The sequence below is a fragment of the Nocardia sp. PLKS1-43 genome, from assembly GCF_059510335.1.
Map to the genome: position 1 here is coordinate 663,709 of NZ_JCAJZQ010000003.1, position 18,828 is coordinate 682,536.

13 protein-coding genes and 1 riboswitch are annotated in these 18,828 nt (G+C 68.9%); of the genes, 5 read left to right on the forward strand and 8 right to left on the reverse strand.

What is annotated here, in order from left to right; genetic code table 11:
• Positions 1 to 55: 55 nt before the first annotated feature.
• From AC5WS7_RS14775 to AC5WS7_RS14785, 3 genes are all read right to left on the reverse strand, one after another.
• Positions 56 to 346: an Rv0250c family protein gene (locus AC5WS7_RS14775; RefSeq protein ID WP_495955024.1), complete on the reverse strand. Its 291-nt coding sequence runs from the start codon at positions 344 to 346 to the stop codon at positions 56 to 58.
• Positions 347 to 516: 170 nt separating this feature from the next.
• On the reverse strand, positions 517 to 1,479 hold the full coding sequence (locus AC5WS7_RS14780) for an alpha/beta fold hydrolase (protein ID WP_495955025.1): 963 nt from the start codon (positions 1,477 to 1,479) through the stop codon (positions 517 to 519).
• A 481-nt stretch (positions 1,480 to 1,960) separates the two neighbouring features.
• Positions 1,961 to 3,145: a DUF8462 domain-containing protein gene (locus AC5WS7_RS14785; protein ID WP_495955193.1), complete on the reverse strand. Its 1,185-nt coding sequence runs from the start codon at positions 3,143 to 3,145 to the stop codon at positions 1,961 to 1,963.
• Positions 3,146 to 3,314: 169 nt separating this feature from the next.
• Between AC5WS7_RS14785 and AC5WS7_RS14790 the strand changes: the two genes are divergently transcribed.
• The 3 genes from AC5WS7_RS14790 (at position 3,315) to AC5WS7_RS14800 (ending at position 5,222) form a co-directional block, all read left to right on the forward strand.
• Entirely contained in the window at positions 3,315 to 3,608 is a 294-nt protein-coding gene (locus tag AC5WS7_RS14790; RefSeq protein WP_495955026.1) for a hypothetical protein, read from the forward strand.
• A 315-nt stretch (positions 3,609 to 3,923) separates the two neighbouring features.
• Positions 3,924 to 4,089, forward strand: a riboswitch (cyclic di-AMP (ydaO/yuaA leader).
• 18 nt (positions 4,090 to 4,107) lie between these two features.
• Entirely contained in the window at positions 4,108 to 4,794 is a 687-nt protein-coding gene (locus tag AC5WS7_RS14795; protein WP_495955027.1) for a C40 family peptidase, read from the forward strand.
• Between the two features lie 32 nt (positions 4,795 to 4,826).
• Positions 4,827 to 5,222 carry an RNA-binding S4 domain-containing protein gene (locus tag AC5WS7_RS14800; RefSeq protein WP_495955194.1) on the forward strand — a complete coding sequence of 132 codons (396 nt, stop codon included), beginning with the start codon at positions 4,827 to 4,829 and terminating at the stop codon, positions 5,220 to 5,222.
• Between the two features lie 560 nt (positions 5,223 to 5,782).
• On the opposite strand, the gene AC5WS7_RS14805 is transcribed toward AC5WS7_RS14800, so the two are convergent.
• From AC5WS7_RS14805 to AC5WS7_RS14815, 3 genes are all read right to left on the reverse strand, one after another.
• Positions 5,783 to 7,468 (reverse strand): fatty acyl-AMP ligase, encoded by a 1,686-nt coding sequence (locus AC5WS7_RS14805; RefSeq protein ID WP_495955028.1) that lies wholly within the window; start codon positions 7,466 to 7,468, stop codon positions 5,783 to 5,785.
• The gene (locus AC5WS7_RS14810) at positions 7,465 to 13,437 is read right to left on the reverse strand and encodes a type I polyketide synthase (protein ID WP_495955029.1); all 5,973 of its coding nucleotides are present in this window, start codon (positions 13,435 to 13,437) and stop codon (positions 7,465 to 7,467) included. The genes AC5WS7_RS14805 and AC5WS7_RS14810 overlap by 4 nt, the downstream gene beginning before the upstream one ends.
• A gap of 62 nt (positions 13,438 to 13,499) precedes the next feature.
• A complete protein-coding gene (locus tag AC5WS7_RS14815; protein WP_495955030.1) occupies positions 13,500 to 13,769 on the reverse strand; it encodes an acyl carrier protein in 270 nt (89 codons plus the stop codon).
• Positions 13,770 to 13,957: 188 nt separating this feature from the next.
• Here AC5WS7_RS14815 and AC5WS7_RS14820 point away from each other — a divergent pair, with 188 nt between their 5' ends.
• Complete coding sequence (locus AC5WS7_RS14820; protein WP_495955031.1) at positions 13,958 to 14,905, forward strand: MBL fold metallo-hydrolase; 948 nt, start codon at positions 13,958 to 13,960, stop codon at positions 14,903 to 14,905.
• Between the two features lie 78 nt (positions 14,906 to 14,983).
• Here AC5WS7_RS14820 and AC5WS7_RS14825 read toward each other — a convergent pair whose 3' ends face one another.
• Complete coding sequence (locus AC5WS7_RS14825) at positions 14,984 to 15,955, reverse strand: NAD(P)H-dependent flavin oxidoreductase (RefSeq protein WP_495955032.1); 972 nt, start codon at positions 15,953 to 15,955, stop codon at positions 14,984 to 14,986.
• Between the two features lie 404 nt (positions 15,956 to 16,359).
• Between AC5WS7_RS14825 and fadD5 the strand changes: the two genes are divergently transcribed.
• Positions 16,360 to 17,931 carry a fatty-acid--CoA ligase FadD5 gene (gene fadD5, locus AC5WS7_RS14830; protein WP_495955033.1) on the forward strand — a complete coding sequence of 524 codons (1,572 nt, stop codon included), beginning with the start codon at positions 16,360 to 16,362 and terminating at the stop codon, positions 17,929 to 17,931.
• Positions 17,932 to 17,933: 2 nt separating this feature from the next.
• Here fadD5 and AC5WS7_RS14835 read toward each other — a convergent pair whose 3' ends face one another.
• On the reverse strand, positions 17,934 to 18,824 hold the full coding sequence (locus AC5WS7_RS14835; RefSeq protein ID WP_495955034.1) for an EamA family transporter: 891 nt from the start codon (positions 18,822 to 18,824) through the stop codon (positions 17,934 to 17,936).
• Positions 18,825 to 18,828: the final 4 nt, after the last annotated feature.

An 18,828-nucleotide genomic window follows, 5' to 3' on the forward strand; every position in this document is an offset into this window, starting at 1 on the left:
AACAACGCCGAAGTCGCGGGGAGGCGCCAGCGCGGTGAGCGGCGGTGAGCGTTACCTATTTGGTGCGGGGGCGGGAGTGGAAGCCGAGACCTTCGTCCTGGGCGCCCATCCACGCGGCCTCGTCGGACTTGCTGTCCGGGACGTAGATGATGTCCTGTTCGCGGCGGCTGCTGACCTCCGGCGGCGGGGCCTGCTCGAAATCCTCGGTGTCGAGCAGGAGCCGTTCGAGGTCGTTCTCCAGGCGGCGGACCGAACGGGCGTCGCCGTAGTGGCCGCGCAGTGCGCCGATGCACTGCTGGAGCTGCCCGACCGCGAAGTGGAGCTCCGCAATATCGCTGCGTGTCATCGAAACCTCCTCGAGCGGGATGAGGGCGACTCGGCGCTGTGCCGCCCCATGCGGCCGAAGATGATCTTACTGTGATCGACCGCACATCGTGATCTACAACACAGTACGCGAACTTTTCGATTCTGGCTCTAACACCTCGCGGACCAGGCGTTTCGGCTGTTGTGCCAAGCTCATCCGGCGATCGCGCAGATCGGACTCGGCGTCGCGCAGGTGACTCGGGCCCGCTCGACAAGGGCCAGAACCGCGATCGCGACCTCTTCGGCGCGTTCGAGGATGACGCTGTGCCCGGCCCCGTCCAGGCGCACCAGTTCGGCCGCGGACAGCTGGGAGGCCAGCACCACCGAATGCGCGAACGGGATAACGATGTCCGCCGAACCGGCCAGAACCAGTGCGGGCAGATCGGCCAGCAGCGCCAGGGTCGCGGTCTCGTCGAACCGGATCAGCGAGTCCAGGAAACTGGCCATGGTCAGCAACGGCGTGTCGTTGAGCATCGCGGTGGCGACCGCGACCATGCGCGGGCTCACCGCGCGGGTGCCGAAACTCGCCTCGCGCATGACGGGTTCGAAGACCCGGCGACCGAACTGCTTGGACGCCTGCATGACTCGTGGCGCTCGCCGGACCGCGACCTGGAACGTGGTCACCGTGCGCCGGTGCAGCACCCGAGCCAGCCCGACGCTGGTGATGCCGCCGGCCGCGGAGGCCAGCAGCGCGATGCCCGCCACCCGGGTTCCGATCGCCGCGGGATGCAGCCGGGCGTAGGCGAGCGTGACCATCGCGCCCATCGAATGCCCGACCAGCACAACGGGTCCCGTCGGCGCGACCGCGCGCAGCACCGCGTCCAGGTCGTGGCCGAGCTGGTCGATGGTGTAGGTGGACGGATCGGCCGCACCCGAATCACCGTGCCCGCGATGGTCGTAGAACACCATGCGGGTGCCCGGGTCCCAGTGCGGCAGCAGCTGCTCGCGCAGGAAGGACCAGGAGTCCGCGCGCAGACAGTGCCCGTGGACGAAGACGACGGTGAGGGTCGCGTCGTCCGCGCCGAAGACGCGCACGGCGAGCGGGGTGCCGTCGTCGGCGCTGACGGTGGCATGCCGGCCCTCGCCGGTCGCGGCGGGGAGTGCGGTCGTGGACATGACGTCCTCCTGGTGCGAGTCCGTTCTTGCCCGGTTGTCGAGTTGAATTGCCAGGGCGTTAACCAGGCCAAACGGGCGTTATCCACGCGTTGTGGAATTGCGGCCGGTCGTCGACCGCCGGTCGGCGCGGGACCGGCCGGTCCTGGCGCGCGGTGGCTCCGTTGCGAGTCCCGCAGCAGGTCTGTCCGGATTTCTAGACCTATCTTGCGCTTCGCGTAGATCTACTTAGAGAAAGCTGCGGACGCATGGCCGCGGGCTGGAACGCCCAACGAGACAGTCGCGGCCTCACGATGCCGGGAGACATCGACAGCTCGGGTCCGCTTCGGTGGGCCACGGGTCTTCGGAATCGATGTGGGAATCGACGATAGGAATCTATGGATATCTAGGAAACCAGCTAGCTATGGGTAGATTCCCGAATCGCTCGGTGTTGACCGGTCACGCTCACCCTCGAAGGACCGGATGCCTTCCCGGCGTTCGCACATCAGGCGACGCTGCGCAGGTACCGGCCGAAGTGCGGCACGGTGAACCCGATGGTTCCCCGCTCGGCCGAGTAGATCAGCCCCTTCTTGATCAGGCCGTCCCGAGCCGGTGACAGCGAAGCGGGGCGGCGGCCCAGCTCCTTGGCGATGGCGGCGGTGGCCACCGGGCCGTCGTCACCGGACAGTTCGGCCATGGCCCGCATGTACTCCCGCTCGGCCGGGGTGGCCCGCTCGTATCGGGACCCGAAGAAGCCGACCGCCAACTCCTCCTCCGCCGCGGGGGCGGCGAGTTCCACATCCTCGGCGGTGATGGGACTCTGCGCGGCCAGGTCCCAGGTCGTCTTGCCGTAGGCCTGCACGAAGTACGGATATCCATCGGCCTTGAGATACAGCGAATCCAGCGCCTCGGCAGTGAATTTCACCTCCTCGCGCTCGGCCGGGGCGATCAGCGCCAGATCGGCCGACTCCCGATCGAGCCGGTCGATGCGGTGATAACTGAACAGCCGCTCGGAGTAGCTCTTGGAGGCCGACAGCACCGCGGGCAGATGCGGCAGGCCGGCGCCGACCACGATCAAAGGCGCTGCCTCCTGGCTCAATTCGTGACACGCGCCGCAGATCGCGGAGATATCGGCCGCGCCCAGATCCTGCATCTCATCGATGAATATCGCGATGCCGACGCCGATGTCGCGGGCGACCTGCGCGGCCTCCATCAGCAATTCGACCAGATCGATCTCGATATCGCCGGAGTCGGCGCGGCCGGTCACCGCCGGCACGTCGATACCCGGTTGCCAGCGATCGCGCATCCCCTTGTCGACGGTGGCGCGCAGCGCGAAAGCCTTGAGTATGCCGAGGAAGTCGTCGACCATCTCCAGATTGCGGTGTGCCACGGCGATCTGCCGCACCGCCATGTGCAAAGCCGAGGCCAGCGGCCGCCGCAGCTCCTGATCCGGCCTGGCCTCCAATTTGCCGGTGCCCCAATCGCGTGCGCGCGCGGCCGACCGAAGCTGGTTGAGCAGCACCGTCTTTCCGACGCCGCGCAATCCCGTGAGCATGACGCTGCGCTCGGGCCGCCCGCGCGAAATGCGTTCGAGCACCACGTCGAACGCGTCGAGCTGTTTCGCCCGCCCGGCGAGTTCGGGCGGGCGCTGTCCGGCGCCGGGAGCATACGGATTGCGCACGGGGTCCATGCCGTTCCACCGTAGTGTGTCGCGCGGAAAATCTTCGGACATCTACCGCGTTCCCTAGATGTGACTAGCGAGGGATGTGCGGCCCGGGAACGCGGTCTCTAGGCTGGTGGTTGTTGGCACAGATGATGTGACCCGTCGCGATGCCGGGTGGCCGAGGCGCAGGAGAGTCATGAGCGAGGAACCCGATGCCGGCGTACCGGATGTCGAGGTACCCGAGGGCGGCACCGCCGAAGTCGTCGGATCGTGGAATGTGCCGCGCGAAGCCGTTCTCGCGGCGCGCATTCGCGGGAACATCCTCCAGGCGATCGGCCAGGGCTTCGACGATCCGCAACTGGTGGCCGATCTCGCGGTCGGTCCGCTCGTGATGGCGCTCGGTCAGCTCGAGACCGGACTGGCCGATGCCCGGCGCCGCATCGCGGAACTCGAACGCGCGCTCGCCGAGCGTGACGGCAGCGGGGACTGAACCCGCGGCTGCCCGTTCGCGGGCTCCGATCGGTGGGCGAGAGGATTCGTCGTGGCCGGGGTGTCGACGCGCTGGATTTGCCCGTCGATAACGGACGGAATCGAGTTGATAACGTTCCAACCCGAGTCGATAACAGTTGTGTCCGAGCCGAGATCGGTCCGTTACCCGCCGCGTGACACGCCGAATCGCGGCTCTGTGCTGGGCCTTCGTCGAGGTCGGCAAAACACGCCGCGCTGTGGGGTGGACAACATCACGTGCTGGCCGTAATCTTCTCGTGACTTGACGAAGTGGGCCGCTTCGTAGGGGAAACGGCCAGTCGAGTCACCGCCAAATCGGCGTTCGGGCGCAAGCTCGTTCGCTGAACCGAGGACCCAGATGTAGTGGGGTGAATCCTCGCCCGGCTAAACAGGTCGGTCGGGGTAGGACCGATCTTCCCGGCCCGAACCCGTCAGCTAACTCGGTCGGCGGGTGGAGTGGAAGAAACAGGAGACTCAGCTCGGTGGGTAAACACAGTCTGCAACGGGAATCTCGGCTCCCGAATTCCGTGAAGGGCGCACTCGTCATGGGTGCGGTCGCCTCGGCTACCGGAGCCATGCCCGCGGTGTCGGCGATGGCTCAGACCATCAACGTTCCCGGTGTCGGTGATTTCGATGTGCCGGTCGATTCCTCGTTCACTCAGCAGGTCAAGGCCGTGAATCAGGCGCTCGCCGATCACGCCGATCTGATCAAGGACCACGCGGATCAGATCAAGTCCGCACAGAAGGCGCTGGCCCCGCAGAGCCCGCAGCAGCCCAATATTCCCGGTCTGACCGCGGCCCTGCCCGGTGTGAACGACCACCAGGGCCCGCAGAACATCGCGCTGAGCGCGGCCAAGAGCAAGATCGGCTCGGACTACGTCTGGGGTGCCTCGGGCCCGCAGAGCTTCGACTGCTCCGGCCTCGTGCAGTGGGCCTACAAGCAGGCCGGAGTCAACCTGCCGCGTACCAGCTTCGAGCAGTCGCACGTCGGCAAGCCGGTCGCCTACCAGGACCTGCAGCCCGGCGACCTGGTCATCCAGGAGGGCGGCGGCCACGTGGCGATGTACGCCGGCGACGGCAAGATCCTGCAGGCGCCGCAGTCGGGTGAGACCGTCAGCTACGCGCACCTCGATCCGCATTCGATCGTTACCGCGCGTCGCGTCGCCTGATCCTCGCGACCAGTACCGCTCTGGAAGCGAAACTGCCCTCGGCGCAACCGAGTACAGCCCGGGTCGACTCCTGGACCTGGGCTGTCCGGCTGTTCAAAACCAGGTCGGCCGCCGCGACCGCGTGTCGCGGCGGGCACGTCAAGGTGAACGGCGTCGCGGTCAAGCCTGCTCATCAGGTCAAACCCGGCGATGAGGTGCGTGCCCGGATCAACGGGCTCGACCGCATCGTCGTAGTCGAGAAGGTCATCACCAAACGTGTGGGCGCGGCGATCGCCGCACAGTGCCTGATCGATAAGAGTCCGCCGCCACCCGCTCCCGAGATCGTTGCGACGATGCCGCGCCGGGATCGTGGTGCCGGACGTCCCACCAAACGCGAACGGCGCGAGACGGATCGACTGCTCGGCCGAGGACCCACCGCCTCGTCCTGAGTGTGTTCGCGCTGTTCGACGTCTCGTGAAGCCCTTACTCTTCATGAGCATTCCCGTTCTCCGGTAGGTCGGATCCGCGCTCGGTGTACTCGCCGGAGTGGTCGTGCTGAACTCATCGACGTCCCGTCCCGGATATTCCCTCGCGATGCGAATGGTCACGGCCGACGCGAAAATCAGCGAGTGACCTTCATCACACGATCCGGCGAATCGGGTGGCGGCGCGCCGAATTCGGTCACGAGCGGTCACTACCGTGTGTCGGCCTTCCACCGGTCCGGCAGCTCTCGGCAGTGCGCACCCGGCGTTGCCCGGTGTTTGCCTGCCGGGCAGAAGCGTCGTGGATCCGCGCCGACCCGATCGGTCGAAGCGCATTCATCCGCCGCAGTGGACGGGGCAGGCCAACCCGTAACTCCAGTGCGAATCTTCGCTGTTCGGAGACCGCATGGGCGCGACGGCGCAGTCCGGACCGTTCCAGCCGGCGAAGCACGAAGAACAGCACGACCGCGCCCGCCGCCACGGCCGTCGCTCATGCGCCACGGCCTGTGGATGGGTGTGGATCAGGCCTACACCGTGGGCGAGGGGCCGACGCGTACCAACTCGTTCCGGCGGTAGCGGATTCGGCACTCGCCGCGGCGCACTTTGCCGCTGGATGTCTTGGGGATCTGGCCGCGTTCGACCAGCACCACCTCGGCCGGGGCGATATCGTGCGCGGAGGCGACGGCGGCGCGGATCCGGCGGGCCACCTCGGCGGCATCGGCGGGCGGCTCGTTCAACTCGGCGACCAGGATCAACGTCTCGTGGGCGCCGTCGTCCACACCGAATGCGGTGATGTGGCCGGTGCGCACCTCGGGTGCGGAATCGGCTGCGGTGCTTTCGATATCAGCCGGGTAGTGGTTGCGGCCCGCGATCACGATCAGGTCCTTGAGGCGGCCCGCGATGTAGAGCTGACCGTCGTGGTGGAAGCCGAGATCGCCGGTGCGGAGCCAGTTCTCCGTTTCGCCGGGGGCTCGCGCGCCGAAAGTCTCTGCCGTCTCGCCAGGTTTGCCGAAATATCCGGCGCAGACATTCGGGCCGCGAACCCAGATCTCACCGACCGTGCCCGCGGCCACCCGGGCTCCGGATCGATCGACCAAGCGGACCTGCTGGCCGGCGGGTGTGCCGCAGCCGACCAGCCGGATTCCCGCGCCGGGTTCGGCGCGGATCGCGTGCCCGTCGGCCAGGGCCGCGCGATCGAATTCGGCCGCCGCGGGTGGTTCGCCGGGTGCGCCGAAGGTGACCGGCAGGGTTGCCTCGGCCAGGCCGTATCCGGCGGTATGGGCGCTGTGCCGGAAACCGTGGGGTGCGAAGGCTTTCGTGAACGCCGTCAGAACCTCGGCCCGGATCGGCTCCGCGCCGTTGAGCACCAGCTCCAGCTCGGACAGGTCCAATTCCTCGCGCTCTTGCCGCGTGCTGGCCGAAACGACGTGAGCCAGGCCGAAATTCGGGCTGGCGGTGGCCCCGGCTCGATAGTCGCCGCAGGCTCGCAACCAGCGGATCGGTCGTTTGGCGAATTCGGCCGGAGGCAGGCTCACCGCGTGCACGCCGGTGTAAAGCGGCAGCGACATGGCGAAGACCAGGCCCATATCGTGGAAGAACGGCAGCCAGGTGACGATGGGTTTGCGGTTCGCGACGGGCAGTCCGCCGCGCAGTTGATCGAGTGCCGCGGCCAGATTGGCGTGCGATACCCGCACTCCGGCAGGGCTTTTCGTGGAGCCGGAGGTGTACTGCAGGTAGGCCGGATGTTCGGTGGCCGGTTGTGGCGGTACCGCGGTGGCTGCCGGCTCGACGGTAACCGGCGCGACGACGCCGGTCGCGAACCCGTCGGCCGCGGTGCGCATTTCGCTGCCCGGGTCGACCAGGCTCAGTGCCGGTCGCGCATCGTCCAGGACCGCCGCCAGCCGATCTGCGTTGCGATGACGCTCGACCGGGAACAACGGCACGGCCACTCGGGAACCATGGAGACAGGCCAGAAAAGCCACCACGTAGTTCAGGCCGTGATCGCACAAGATGGCGACCCGATCCCGCGGAGCCGTCATCGCGTCGACTTTCGCGCCGAGAACACTTGCAGCACTGTGTAACTCGCTGAACGTCAGGGTCTGCGACCGGCATTGCGGACCGGAATACGACAGCGCCGTGAACGCGGGCGCGTCCGGACGCTCGGCGGCCCATCGCGCGACCGCCGTGGCGAGCGCGTCGGCCGGTTCGTTCATCCGGTCTCCCCGCCGGCGCGGGACAGCCGTGCGGACAGCGCCGCCCCCAGCATCGCTACTGTGGGGTGCTCGAAGAGTTCGGCGGTCGCGATGCGAACCCCGAGCCGGGCCTCGAGCGTCCGGCGCAGTTCGATCGCCAGCAGGGAGGACAGCCCCAGCCCGGTGAATTCCGCTTCCGGACCGATACTTTCCGCCGTGATTCCCAGGGTGGCGGCGAGTGCGGCCCGAACCACCTGTGTTACCGGCACATTCGCAGCCGACGTGTCGAGCGCCGGGCGTTGGCCCGCTGCCGAACCGGCGGAGCCCGCCGCGGAAACCGGATCGGCCGCTGGGCTTGTCGGCCCGTAGGCATACCCGTATTCGCTCCCGGGCATATCGGAGTTCACCGGTATTCGAGCTGTGGGTGCATCGGCCGGGGAGCCCGGTTCGCCCGGGCCCCGGGCAGCCGTCGGCAGGGCGGTGCGCAGGCGGCGGGCTATGGGGGAATCGTCCGTGGTGGGCGTGTAGTCCATGGCGAGCACGTGCGGCCCGGCATAGCCGCGCAGGGCGTCCAGGATCGCGGTGCCGCGCGCCGTGCTGAACGGGATGACGCCCGCGCGGCGGAGATGTTCGGCGCCGCCCGCGACGGCGGCCAGGCCCGATTCCCAACTGCCCCAGCCGATGCTGAGAACCTTGCGGTCCGCGCGGGACTCCGCGAGGGCGTCCAGGGCGGCGTTCGCCGCGGCGTAGGCGGCTTGGCCGGGTGCGCCCAGAGCTCCGGTCGCAGAGGAGAACAGCAGGGCGAAATCGATCGGGTCGGCGGCGGTCAGATCGAGCAGATCGGCAGTCGCGGCGAGTTTGGGTTCGAACATCGACGCGAGTTGATTCGTTGTCACAGAACCGAATTCGGCATCGTGCAGGGTGCCCGCGGCATGCACCAGCCCGCGGATGGGCGCGCCGCATTCGCGGACGTCGTGCAGGGCGTTGGCCAGATCGCGCGGATCGGTGACATCGCAGCGCAGTACCACGATCCGGTCCTCGAGGCCCTCCAGCAGCGGCGGGAGCGGACGTGGTTGCCTGGTCAGCACCACCACATCACCGGCGCCGCGGTCCAGCAGCCATCGCGCCGCAGCCGCGCCGAGGGCGCCGAGACCGCCGGTCACGACATAGGCTCCCACCGGCCGGATTTCGACCGGACGCGCGAGGAGGGACACCGGTTCGAAGCGCCTGGCCTGCACGCCGCCCGGCCCGATTCGCACCTCGTCCAGGCCATGACCCGACAGCGTCAGGCCGGTCAGCGGACCCGGCTCGACCCGCTCGGTACCGGCCCACACCAGCCGTACCGGCCGGCCCGATTCCAGTTGCAGCGACCGCACCAATCCGGCGATGCCCTGCTGGGTTACGCTCCGGCGATCGCGCAACACCACGGTCAGTGACGCCATGGCGTCGCATTCCTGAATCCGTTGCAGCAGTTCGAGAGCCCGGCCGATCTCCCCCACCGCCGACCCGGGAGCCGATACCGCCGGCCACACCGCGACCACCGCCGTGGGTTCCTCGCGCCCGGTGAGCGTCGCGGATACGACCGGAACCGCCTCGATCGGGTCGCGGGCGACCCGCTCGGCGGGCACCCACCGATCCAGCGTCCGGGTCAAGCCCACCGCCAACCGGGACTCGCCGATCACCAACGCCCGCCGGGTCCGCGAATCTCGTTGCGCCCCAGGGCTCTCCGGCATCGCGAGCCTGACCCACGTCTCCCGCCGCAAAACCGTCCCGAGCCCGTGCGCCGCGAGTTCGGGCTCCCCGTCGCACGGACCACGGGCAAGATCACGCACACTGTGGACCTGCTCCCACCGGACCCCGGAGGGATCCACGTATTCGCCGGAGTGCTGCGCCGAACCGGCCGACATCGCGCCGCCGACACCCTGCCGGCCGACGAGATCGCTGTCACCGGAGAACTCACTTCGCGTGGTATCCGGCGCTGCCGCAGGGCCTTGGAAGGCCGCGCCGCGGAACGGTCGATAATCGTGCCGGTGCGGTACGACTCCCGGCGTATCGGCGAACGAGGGGTACGGGCCGATCCGCTGCCATGGTCCCGAACCAAGATCCAGCCGCTCGGCCGGACCGTCCGCGCCGGTGGGGTCGTTCGAATCGCGTCGGTGCTCCGCTGCGCCGGTCTGCGTCGTCGTCGCATCGGCTGTCACTCGGTGTCCGCCCGGAGCGGCGGAGCCGGAGCGCAGCCATTCGTAAGCTGTTGTGGCCGTGTAGGAATGGGCGATCTTACCGGCGGCGGGATTACCGGAGATAGCGGCTGACGGCGGCTGTTCGGGGAGACGGGCGTAGTGGATGCGGACGCCGAGGAGGGCGGCCGCGGGGGCGCCGTGCTGGTCGGTGGCCAGGACGTCGCAGCGCAGGCCATCGGTGTCGGTGTCGCGCAGGAAGGCGTGGGCCTGGGCGAGCAGGACGCCGGGTGACGTGGTGAGCCAGGCGGAATCGATGCGGGCGGGCAGGGGCAGGACGTGGGCGGGCAGGTGCGGCCCCGCGGCGGCGGCGATGAGCTGGAGGCAGCCGTCCAGCGCCGCGGTGTCCAACGGTATGTGGCCGAGAAGGCCGATGGCGCTGCCGGTTTCGGCGACGATGCCGCGCAGCGGACGAAACCGGGGCCCGTAATCGAGGCCGCGCGCCCGCAGCACGGCGTAGAACTCGCCGATATCGATGGGGCGCATACCGGGTTGGGCGATGCGATGCGCATCGATCGCGCGCATCCAGCCGACGATCTCCCCCGGCGTCGGCTCGGCGGTGATTCGGGCCGTAGCCAGCGTGACCGCGCCGGTCACCTCGAGCAGTTCGGCTCCGGCGTGCACGGCGACACCGGGCAGGTCGGCCAGAGCGGTGGGTTCGTCGACGGTGAAGTCCGCCAGCCGCGTGGTGTGTGCTTCGGCGGTCCGCAGCAGCCGGCGCAGCCAGTACATCGCGGGCACGATCGGCACACCCCGCACGACGTGATCATCCAAATCCTCGGTGACGGGCTCGGGTTCGGCGTGGGTCACCAGCGGGAAAGTGCGGTGGCGCCAGCGTCTTCGGAGGATCGGCCCGGTGAACGCGCCCTGCGCGGACCGGTCCGGCGTCCGGCCCTCGACGTACAACCGAGCGATGCCGTTCAGGAATGCGGCGGCTTCGTCCTCCCGGTCGGCCATCGGGTGGGTGGCCTCGCTGAAGTCCGGGAATTCGCGGATCGCCGGGGTGAGAACCGGATGCGGTGAGATCTCGATCGCCGTGCTGCAGCCGTCGGCAGCGGCGGATTCCAGTGCGGTAGCGAATTCCACGGTGCGCTCGGCATTCTCGGCCCAGTATTCGGCGTCCAGGGTGGCGGAGGTGATCGCCTCGCCGGGCCGGGCCGTGGAGTACAACCGAATTCGCGGTGCGCGCGGGCTGATTCCGTCGAGCCGGGCGAGCAGTTCGGTCGCGGGCTCGTGGACCTGTGGACTGTGCGCGGCGAAGTCCACCGCGATCCGCCGCGCGTAGACGCTGCGTCGGGTAGCTCGCCGGATCAGCGTCTCGATATAACGCGGCGTCCCGGACACCACGACCGACCGCGGCCCGTTGACCGCGGCCACCGCGACATGGGCGCGGACCGGTTCCACCAGCCGCCCGGCCTCCTCCGGCGTGGCCTCGAGCATCGCCATCGCACCGCGACCGTCCAGTTGCGCCAGAATCGCGCTGCGCGCCACGGCGATCCGCGCGCCGTCACCGAGCGAGAGCGCACCGCTGACCACCGCCGCCGCGATCTCGCCCAGGCTGTGCCCGACCACCGCATCGGGCCGAATTCCCCAGTGCGCCAGCAGTTCCGCCAGGGCGATCTGGAATACGAACAGCGCCGGCTGCACCATATCGGTGGATTCGAGGCTGTGCCCGAAACCGTGCCGCGGCGTCCACACCCGTGGCCCGCCGACCGCGGTCACCGCCTCGGTGGCCTCGGTAAGTGCCCGCGCGAATACCGGATACCGCGCCGCGAGTCCGCGCCCCATCCGCTGATGTTGTCCGCCCTGCCCCGAGAACACCAGCAGAATCCGCCCGCGCCGCCGTCGCCCGGACGGCCCGGTTACCGCTCCCGCGCGCCCTGCTTCGTCGTTGGAGGCCCTATGCACCGGCGCATCCCGGACAAGAGCATCGACCGCCGCCGGGATCTCCCGGGCGCCTCGGGTGACCGCCCCGGGCGGCAGTGCGGCACGTGGCACGGTAGCGACCCGCCCGGACATGGTCTCGGTGTCGGCCGCCGACGTATGTCCCACGGGGGCAACGGATCTCGTCTCGCGCGGTGTCATCGGGGGCCGCACGACCGACGTGCCTTCGGACGACGTCCCGCGTGCGGGTGTGGTTCCGGACTCTGCCGACGACGCGGTTTCGGCGAGCGCCGGGTCCGGCGTTCCGGAGGGCGGTGTGGTCGCAGCCGCGGCGGTCTCGATCCCGTTCGCCGCTTCGTCGCCCTGGGGAGAGCCGTCGGCCTCGGCCAGTTCCAGCAGCCGGGCGGCCGCCTCGGCGCGGTCCCGGGCGACGACCGCGGCACGCATCCGCTCGGGTATCGACCGCGATGCGGCAGCGGCGAATTCGCCGAGCGAGCCGTTGCCTCGGCTGATCGCCTCGGCCGAGCGCGCGGCCTGCTCGCGCAGATCGTCCTCGTCCCGCCCGCTGACCGTGAGCAGTACCGGAGAGTCGGTGACGCGTTGTGGCGCGACGGTGTCCACGCCGCGCAACACCACATGCGCGTTGGTGCCGCCGAATCCGAACGAGCTGACCCCGGCAAATCGGCCCGAGGCCGACTCGGCCGCCCAGCCGACCGGCTCGGTGGGTACCGCCAGTCCGCGAGCGGCGAGGTTCAGCAGCGGATTCTCGTTGCGGAAGTGCACGTTCGGGACGATCGTGGCGTGCGCGATACTCAGCGCCGCCTTGGCCACTCCGGTGACTCCGGCGGCGGCCTCGAGATGGCCGAGGTTCGATTTCACCGACCCGATCCAGACCCGGTGGGTTCGGTCGCTCTCGGAGAGCACCGCGGCCAGTGCGCCGACCTCGACGGCGTCTCCCAGGGGCGTCCCGGTGCCGTGACATTCGACGTAACCGGCCGCGCCGGGATCGGCTCCGGCGCGGGCCCAGGCCCGGCGGATCACCTGCTGCTGGGCGAGCCCGTTCGGCGCGTACAGCCCGTTCGACCGGCCGTCGGATCCGATTGCGGCGCCGGCTATCTCGGCGTACACCCGATTGCACTCGCGCCGGGCGTCGGCCGTGCGCTGCAGGATCAGCACCGTGCACCCGTCGCTACGGGCATAGCCGTTCGCGGCGGCGTCGAAGGGTTTGCACCGCCCGTCCGGCGCGAGGAAGCCGGCCCGCTCCAGGTAGTCCGAGGTGTGTTGCAGCAGCGGAAGATTCACCCCGCCGACGATCGCCAGTTCGACGGTGTGGTCGGCGAGCAGCCGCAGCGCCATGTCCACCGCCGCCAATGAGGACGAACAGGCGCTGTCCAGCACCAGACTCGGCCCGTGCAGATCCAGCGCGTAGGACAGCCGGTTCGCGATGATGCTCAACGCGGATCCGGTGACCGCGTACGGCGCGTCGTGCCCGCCGCGACCGAGCACCACCGTGCCGTGGTCGAACCCGCACGCGCCGAACAGCACCGCGGTGTGTGATCCGCGCACCCGGTAACCGACCCCGGCGTCGTCCAGGGCCTCGACCGCGACTTCCAGGCCGAGCCGCTGCTGCGGATCCATCAGGGCCGCTTCACGTTCGGAGATCCCGAACCACTCGTTGTCGAACGCGTCGAGTTCGGTCAGATAGCCGCCCCGCCGGGCTCCGGGGCGATCGCGCGGCGGCGATCCGGTCGCGTCCCCGCCCGCGCGCAGCAGCCGCCAGAATTCGCCGACGCCCCGCGCGCCGGGTACCCGGCAGCCGATGCCGATGATCGCGACCGGGGGGACGGAGGCGACGCCGGATTCCGTCATGGTCGTCGAGTCCCGCTGTCCGGCAACGGATGCGGGTGGTGAGGTGCCGCCGGGGCCGGCTGTCATCGGGTCGCGAGATGTTCGGCGAGCCGGTCGATATCGGGATGATCGAACAGGTCGGTCAGCGAAACCTCGACGCCCAGCGCATCTTCGAGCACGGCCGTGAGCCTGGCCAGCTGCACCGACGAAAGCCCCAGATCGCTGAACGGGGTGCTGACCGATACGGCCCGAGCGGGGATGCCGAGTAGCTCCGCGATGGCCGTCACCGCCGCGGAGGTAAGGTCCGGCCGCCGTCCGGTGGACCGGCCTTCGACCGAAGAACGCTGCCTCACGGCTACTCCTCCCCGCATTCGGCGGTGGCCGCCGGCCGTCAGGTACCTCGGTCGATTATGCCGAGAACTCGGCGCGCGGAGAAGGGCTTTGCAGTGCGCATCCGGATCGCTACGGTGTCGCTGTGAATCAGCACACGAGCTCCGGGCCCGTTTTCGCCGGCCGGGGCACGTTCGGCAAAGGTGGTGATGTGACCGATTTCTCCGACGGCAGACCCCGCGCGTTGGGCACCCTCGCGCACTGCTGCGCGGCCCTGGCCGCGACCCCACGGCGTCTGCTGCGCCCCCGGCGTCCCGATCCGGGCTTTCTGGCCGGACTCGAATGTGCCCGAGTTCCACACCCGCGCAACCGGGTTCGCTTCACCGCACTGTTGCAGGCCCGGATGTCGGCGCCGACCGCCCTGGTCGCCGAGGGTGTGCGCAGCCTCGGGACGCTGCCGATGGGGATGGGCGCGTTCCTGGTCGAACATCCCCGCGCCCGGTTCGTGATCGATCCGGCGATGTGCGCGGGCGTGCACAAGCGCGTGGTGCCCGGATTGCCCTTTCCGATGGGCGTATTCGTGGCCCCGGGCAAGCCGGTGCTCGGCCTCGAGGATGCGCTCGCGGGCCGGGACCTGTCCGGTTCGGACATCGACTTCACCATCGCCACACATCTGCACTGGGACCACGTGTCCGGTTTGCTGGAACTTCCCGAAACGGTCGAATTGCGCGTTCCGGCAGTCGAATACGAGTGGGCGATGACGGGCGAGACCGCGCCGTACGGTGTGGTGCGGGGAACGCTGCGCGATCGCGCGATGCGTCCGCTCCACCTCGAGGGGCCGCCGGTGCTGACCTTCCCCGCGAGTCACGATCTGTTCGGTGACGGTTCGGTGGTGTTGCTGGATCTGGCCGGTCACACGCCCGGCAGCATCGGTGTCCTGCTGGCCGTGAACGACGGCACGCATGTGCTGCTGGCCGGAGACGCGGTGTGGAATACCTTGCAGATCAAGCTGATCCGGGAGAAAGCGCCGATGCCCGGACAGCTCGTCGACGCCGATCGCGATCGCGCGTTCGAAACGGTGCAACGCCTGCACGCCCTGCCGGACGGCATCGAGATCATCGCGAGCCACGATTTCAACGCGGTCGCCGAGCGGGCTTGAGCCAGGGGTACATTCGCACCGGAGGTGAGTGCGGCCGGCCGGGGACCTACCCCTCGGCCGGCCGCACCGCGGACGGGCTCAGCGCACGAACGACGCCAGCCGATCGTTGATCAGGCCCTCCGCCTCGGTCACCATGCGGGAGATGAGCTCGTCGCAGGTGGGGATGTCGTCGATGAGGCCCTGGACCTGTCCTGCGGTCCAGATGCCCGCGTTCAGATCGCCGTCCTCGAAAACTCGCCGTCCGCGCGCACCCGCGACCAGGTCGCGCACGTCCTCGAAGACGCCGCCGGCCTTCTCGATCTCCACGACCTTGCGGCTGATCTCGTTGTCCGCGACGCGGGCGGTGTTGTGCATGGTGCGGAAGATGAGCTGGGTGTCGCGCTCACCCTGCGCGACGATCTGTTCCTTGACCTTCTGGTGCACCGGCGACTCCTGGGTGCACATGAAGCGGGTGCCCATGTTCACCCCGTCCGCGCCCAGCGCCAGCGCGGCGACCAGCCCGCGCGCGTCGCCGATACCGCCGGAGGCGATGATCGGGATCTCCAGGGCCTTGGCGGCGGCCGGGATCAGCACCAGACCGGGCACATCGTCCTCGCCCGGATGTCCGGCGCATTCGAAACCGTCGATGGACACGCCGTCGACGCCGATCCGCTCGGCCTTGAGCGCGTGCCGCACGCTGGTGCACTTGTGCAGCACCTTGATTCCGGCGTCCTTGTAGTAGGGCAGGAACGGTTCGGGGTTGCTGCCCGCGGTCTCCACGATCTTCACGCCGGATTCGATGATCGCCCGGACGTACTCCTCGTACGGCGGCGGGTTGATCGAGGGCAGGATCGTGACGTTCACGCCGAACGGCTTGTCGGTCAGCTCGCGGGTGCGCGCGATCTCGCGGCGCAGGTCTTCGGGGGTGGGCTGGGTGAGCGCGGTGATGAAGCCGAGGCCGCCGGCGTCGGCCACCGCCGCGACGAGTTCGGCCCGGCCGACCCACATCATCCCGCCCTGCACGATCGGATGTTCCACCCCGAATCGCTCGGTGAACCTGGTGTGCAACATCGGTGTCCTCCTGCTCGAGTGTGACCGGCGGCGGTCCCTGTGACGCTGCGGGAAGTACAGGCATCGCCGCCGCCGGATCTGGTGCTCGCGCCGTGTGCGGCTCGCTGCGGCGAATGCCGTCGATAGTGGCATGGCCGGGTGGGCCGGGACAACCCTTGATGTAAGCCCGTGTTTGCGTAGGTATCTGGAACCGTCTGTATCAGACTGTCGCCGCAGAGCCGTGTAATCGGTGTAAATCACCTATCTGAACTGCTATGTTGCGCAATGAGAAGGATGTCGTACAACCCTCTCTGTAATCCTTGTCACGGCAAAAAGTTAGCTGGTATTCTCACTATTGTTCAGCCGTGGACGCCATCGGGGCAGCCGGTGCGCGAGCGCGCGGCGGTTCCGAAGGGAGTTCGTGCATGACCACCGGTGCCCAGGCGCTCGCCGAGCCGATCCGATCGCGTCGCAACCACTGGAACAATCAGGTCGCCGCGCACGCGGTGATGCGCCCCGATCAGGTCGCGTTCCGGTTCAAGGGGCAGGACACCACGTGGGAGCAGTTCCACGAGCGGTCGTTGCGATTCGCCGACGCGCTGTCCCGCCGCGGGGTCGGCTTCGGTGATCGGGTGCTGCTGCTCGCGCTGAACTACACCGAATACATCGAGGCGGTCTTCGGCATCAACGCGCTCGGCGCGATCGCGGTGCCGGTGAACTTCCGGCTGACCCCGCCCGAGGTCGCCTACATCGTGGCCGATTCCGGCGCCAAGGCGATCGTCACCGATACCATGCTGGCCCCGCTGGCGACCGGCGTAATGGGTCAGGCCACCGCCCTGGAGACCTGCGTGGTGATCGGCGGGCGCAGCGGCGAGGGTGTGCTCGGTTACGAGCAGTTGCTCGCCGAAGAGGGCGAACCCCATGTCCCGCTGGACATTCCGGAGGACACCCCGGCGCTGATCATGTATACCTCGGGCACCACCGGCAGCCCGAAGGGCGCGGTGCTGTCGTACGAGAACATGAACGCTCAGGCCCTGACCTGTATCCGCGCAATGGAGTTGGACGCCGGGTCGATCGGCTTCTGCACCTCGCCGCTGTTCCACATCGCCGGACTCGGCAGCCTCACACCGTATTTCATGCTCGGCGGCACCACCGTGCTACATCCGCTCGGCGCGTTCAACGCCACCGAATGGCTGGACGCGGTCGAGAAGGAGCAGGCCACCGCGGCGTTCTGCGTTCCCGTGCAGTGGCAGATGATCTGCGAGGAGCCGACGGTCAAGACCCGCAAGCTGGCGCTGCGGATGCTGTGCTGGGGCGCCGCGCCCGCCTCGGACACCGTGCTGCGCGCGATGGACGACTGCTTCCCGAACGCGCGCAACGTCGCGGTGTTCGGCCAGACCGAGATGTCGCCGATCACCTGCGTACTCGAGGGTGACGACGCGATCCGCAAACTGGGTTCGGTCGGCAAGCCCATCCCCACCATCCAGGCCCGCGTCGTCGACGACGAGATGAACGACGTCGCGCCGGGCGAGATCGGCGAGATCGTCTACCGCGGGCCGACTCTCATGCAGGGCTACTGGAACAAGCCCGAGGCCACCGCGGAGGCTTTCGCGGGCGGCTGGTTCCACTCCGGCGATCTGGTCCGCCAGGACGACGAGGGCTTCGTCTACGTGGTGGACCGCAAGAAGGACATGATCATCTCCGGCGGCGAGAACATCTACTGCGCCGAGGTGGAGAACGTCCTGTTCGCGCATCCGAAGATCCACGAGGCCGCCGTCGTCGGCCGCCCGCACGAGAAGTGGGGCGAGGTCCCGGTAGCCGTTGTCGCCCTGCTGAATCCGGACGACACCCTCACGCTCGAGGAGCTCACCCCGTTCCTCAACGAGAACCTGGCGCGCTACAAGCACCCCAAGGATCTGGTGATCGTGCCGGAGCTGCCCCGCAACGCCAGCGGCAAGGTCGTGAAAGTCGAACTGCGCAAGGAATATTCGGCCTAGCCTCACGCCAGGTACATCGTCGCGATCCCCGCGGTGACGGCGCAGGTGGCGAAAATCCGTGCTGCGCCGAAACCTTCCTCGAACAGCAGGGTGCCGATCAATGCTCCGGCGATGATGCTCGATTCCCGCAGGGCCGCCACCTCGGCGAGGGCCCCGCGGGTCTGGGCCCACAGCACCAGTCCGTACGCCGCCACGCTCATGGCGCCGCCTGCCACCCCGATCAGCCGGACGGGGCGGATCCGGCGCCACAGCGTGCGGCCGTGCGTGACGAAGGCGCCCGCTGGGATCACGATCTGCTCCAACAGCATCAGCCACGCGATATAGCCGAGTGTGCTGTGCGCCAAGCGAACTCCGATGCCGTCGACCGTGGTGTACGCGGCGATCATGAGTCCGGTGGCGACCGCCGCGCCCAGCGCCGCCGGGCGGCTCGGATTCGTCCGCTGCCCCCACAGCACCAGCCACGCCAGTCCCGCCGAGATCAGCAGCACGCCGGCGAGTTGGCCCACGCTGGGCGATTCGCCCAGCAGCGTTGCCGCCAGCAGGGTGACCGCCAGCGGTGAGGTGCCGCGCGCCAGCGGATAGGTCTGGCTCAGATCGCCGAGCCGGTAGGAGGTCATCAGCAGATAGTTGTAGGCCACGTGCAGCGCCACCGACGCCGCGAGCCAGCCCCGGCTGGGTGCGGCGGGAATCGCCGCGACGAACGTCAGCGGCAGGACGCACACCATGCCGCCGAGATTCACGATGGTGATCGAGGCGGTCTTGTCCGGGATCCAGTGCGCGATCGCATTCCAGCTCGCGTGCAGCGCGGCGGCCAGGAGTGTGGCGACCAGTACCGACACCGGCACACCGGCGGAGGATCGATCCGAGATCGCCGCGGCGGCAAGGATATTCATAGCA

Excerpts from the sequence above, each read along its gene's own strand:
- AC5WS7_RS14790 (WP_495955026.1), top strand. The coding sequence starts at position 3,315 with ATGAGCGAGGAACCCGATGCCGGCGTACCGGATGTCGAGGTACCCGAG.
- AC5WS7_RS14835 (WP_495955034.1), bottom strand. The coding sequence starts at position 18,824 with ATGAATATCCTTGCCGCCGCGGCGATCTCGGATCGATCCTCCGCCGGT.
- AC5WS7_RS14785 (WP_495955193.1), bottom strand. The coding sequence starts at position 3,145 with ATGGACCCCGTGCGCAATCCGTATGCTCCCGGCGCCGGACAGCGCCCG.
- fadD5 (WP_495955033.1), top strand. The coding sequence starts at position 16,360 with ATGACCACCGGTGCCCAGGCGCTCGCCGAGCCGATCCGATCGCGTCGC.
- AC5WS7_RS14805 (WP_495955028.1), bottom strand. The coding sequence starts at position 7,468 with ATGAACGAACCGGCCGACGCGCTCGCCACGGCGGTCGCGCGATGGGCC.
- AC5WS7_RS14810 (WP_495955029.1), bottom strand. The coding sequence starts at position 13,437 with ATGACGGAATCCGGCGTCGCCTCCGTCCCCCCGGTCGCGATCATCGGC.
- AC5WS7_RS14775 (WP_495955024.1), bottom strand. The coding sequence starts at position 346 with ATGACACGCAGCGATATTGCGGAGCTCCACTTCGCGGTCGGGCAGCTC.
- AC5WS7_RS14825 (WP_495955032.1), bottom strand. The coding sequence starts at position 15,955 with ATGTTGCACACCAGGTTCACCGAGCGATTCGGGGTGGAACATCCGATC.
- AC5WS7_RS14780 (WP_495955025.1), bottom strand. The coding sequence starts at position 1,479 with ATGTCCACGACCGCACTCCCCGCCGCGACCGGCGAGGGCCGGCATGCC.